Origin of the sequence: Streptomyces tardus (assembly GCF_018101125.2) — a bacterium.
GTDB lineage: Bacteria > Actinomycetota > Actinomycetes > Streptomycetales > Streptomycetaceae > Streptomyces > Streptomyces tardus.
The window spans coordinates 2,715,130-2,717,629 of record NZ_JAELVF020000001.1 but is presented as its reverse complement, the minus strand read 5'-3'; the positions used below and the strand labels follow the sequence as shown (position 1 = coordinate 2,717,629).

Sequence of the window (2,500 nt, the reverse complement as noted above, 5' to 3'; positions counted from 1 at the left end):
CGGCGATGAGGGCGGCGCGCACCCCGTGGTTCTCCAGCTCCCGGATGGCGTTGATGGTCGTCCCGGCGGGCGAGGTGACGTTTTCCCGGAGGGTGACCGGGTGTTCGCCGCTGTCGCGCAGCATCACCGCCGCACCGATCGCCGCCTGGACGATCAGGTCGTGCGCCTTGTCGCGGGGCAGCCCGAGGAGGATGCCCGCATCGGTCATGGCCTCGACGAGGAAGTAGAAGTACGCGGGCCCGGATCCGGAGAGCGCGGTGGTGGCGTCCTGCTGTGACTCCGGAACGCGGAGCGACTTGCCGACACCGTTGAAGATCTCCTCGGCGTGCGCCAGGTGGGCCTCGGTGGCGTGGGTTCCCGCGGAGATGACGGACATCGCCTCGTCGACGAGCGCGGGAGTGTTCGTCATGACGCGGATGACGGGGGTGCCGGGCGCCAGCCGTTCCTCGAAGAAGGTGGTGGGGATGCCGGCCGCGCCGCTGATGATCAGCCTGTCGGCCGGTGTGTGCGGGGCGAGTTGGTCCAGGAGGGCGCCCATGTCCTGCGGTTTGACCGTGAGGATGAGGATGTCGGCCTGCTCCGCCGCCTCGGCGTTGCCCACTGCCGCCACGCCGTAGCGTCTGCTGAGCTCGGCGGCGCGCTCCGGGCGGCGCGCGGTGACCATCAGGTCGTCTGTGGAGCGGCCACCGCGGATCATTCCGCTGAGCAGCGCCTCGCCGATCTTTCCGGTGCCGAGCACGGCGACTTTCTGAGCCATGTCTCCATCCTGGCAGGTGTCCCGGGTACGGAGGGGGCGTGTCCGGTGCGTGGTACACCGGCGAGAGCGGCCGGCGGTTGGTCAGGTGGTGCGGCGCCGGAGCGTCGCGGCGCCCACGACAAGGACGAGCAGCGCGCTGCCGGCGACGACGAGGGCATCGCGGACGAAGGCACCGGTGACGTCCGGGTGGTGCAGCACCTCGGTCATCCCGTCGACCGCGTACGACATCGGCAACGCGTGGGAGACGGCCTCCAGCGCGGGCTGCATGGAGTCGCGCGGCGCGAAGAGCCCACAGAGAAGCAGCTGCGGGAAGATCACCGCCGGCATGAACTGCACCGCCTGGAACTCGGAGGTGGCGAAGGCGGAGACGAACAGCCCGAGCGCGGTCCCGAGCAGGGCGTCGAGCAGGGCGATGAGCAGCAGCAGCCAGGGCGAGCCGGCGAAGTCGAGGTCGAGTGCCCATACGGCGACCCCGGTGGCGAGCGACGCCTGCACGACGGCGAGCACTCCGAAGGCGAGGGCGTAGCCGAGGACGAGGTCGGCCTTGCCCAGCGGCATGGCGAGCAGTCGCTCCAGGGTGCCGGTGGTGCGTTCGCGCAGCGTTGCGATCGAGGTGACCAGGAACATCGTGATCATCGGGAAGATGCCGAGCAGGGAGGCTCCGATGGAGTCGAATGACCGGCGGTCGGCGTCGAAAACGTAGTACAGGAGCACCAGCAGCAGTACAGGGAGCAGCAGGAGGAGCGCGATCGTACGGCGGTCGTGGCTGAGCTGGCGCAGTACGCGTCGGGCTGTCGCGAGGGTGCGGTGTGGGCTGAGCGCGCGGGTGGTGACGGGCTCAGTGGCGCCGTGCGGGGTGCGGGTTCGGGTGCTCATGGTGTGGTTCGGCCCTTCTGGCCGGTGTGCGCGGGCCATGGTTCGTCGGCTGCGCGGGCCCGGTCGACGAGGTGGAGGAAGGCCGATTCGACGGTGCCCTCGGCGGTGGTGCGACGCAGCGCCTCGGGGGTGTCCTCGGCGAGGAGTTCACCGGCGCGCATCAGCAAGAGGCGTTCGCAGCGGTCGGCCTCGTCCATGACGTGGCTGGAGATGAGCAGGGTGGTGCCGCGTTCTTCGGCGAGGCGGTGGAAGAGCTGCCAGAGGTCGCGGCGGAGTACGGGGTCGAGGCCGACGGTCGGCTCGTCGAGCACCAGGAGTTCGGGGGTGCCGAGGAGCGCCACGGCGAGGGAGACACGGGAGCGCTGGCCGCCGGACATCTGGCCGGTGAGGGAGTCGGCGCGGCCTGTGAGGTCGACGTCGGCGAGTGCGGCTTCGACCTGACGGCCGCGTTCGGCGCCGGGGAGGCCGAGCACGGCGGCGAAGTAGTCGAGGTTCTGGCGCGCGGTGAGGTCGGCGTAGACGGAGGGTGACTGGGTGACGTAGCCGAGCCGTGGTCGCAGGGCGGCGCTGCCCGCGGGTCGGCCGAGGACTTCCAGGGTGCCGGTGACCCTGGCCTGGGTGCCCGCGATGGCCCGCATCAGCGTGGTCTTGCCGCAGCCGCTCGGGCCGAGGAGCCCGGTGACGGACCCGCGGGGGACGGTGAACGCGAGGTCGGTGAGCACCTGACGGCCGCCCCGTACGACGTGGAGTCCGTCGGCGCGGACGGCAGGAGGCGGATGGTTATTCATCATACGATGAATACTCCTCCGGCGGTGGTTCCGCGTCAAGTGCGGACACGCCTGTGCCCGGCCCCGTTCTCGCGGGCCG

3 protein-coding genes (1 of these 3 cut by a window edge) are annotated in these 2,500 nt (G+C 70.9%); all 3 read right to left on the bottom strand.

Annotated elements, in window-relative coordinates:
* A protein-coding gene (gene proC / locus JGS22_RS11655; RefSeq protein WP_211043576.1) for a pyrroline-5-carboxylate reductase crosses the window boundary here: on the bottom strand, positions 1-757 show its 5' portion. It extends 53 nt beyond the left edge of the window; the window shows 757 of its 810 coding nt (coding positions 1-757); it begins with the start codon at positions 755-757; its stop codon lies beyond the left edge, outside the window.
* Positions 758-838: 81 nt separating this feature from the next.
* The gene (locus JGS22_RS11650) at positions 839-1,633 is read right to left on the bottom strand and encodes an ABC transporter permease (protein WP_211043575.1); all 795 of its coding nucleotides are present in this window, start codon (positions 1,631-1,633) and stop codon (positions 839-841) included.
* Positions 1,630-2,421 (bottom strand): ABC transporter ATP-binding protein, encoded by a 792-nt coding sequence (locus JGS22_RS11645; protein ID WP_372454305.1) that lies wholly within the window; start codon positions 2,419-2,421, stop codon positions 1,630-1,632. Before JGS22_RS11645 ends, JGS22_RS11650 begins: the two co-directional genes overlap by 4 nt.
* Positions 2,422-2,500 lie beyond the last annotated feature (79 nt).

Bases quoted from the DNA above. Each gene is read 5' to 3' on its own strand.
- JGS22_RS11650 (WP_211043575.1), bottom strand. From the start codon at position 1,633: ATGAGCACCCGAACCCGCACCCCGCACGGCGCCACTGAGCCCGTCACC.
- JGS22_RS11645 (WP_372454305.1), bottom strand. From the start codon at position 2,421: ATGAATAACCATCCGCCTCCTGCCGTCCGCGCCGACGGACTCCACGTC.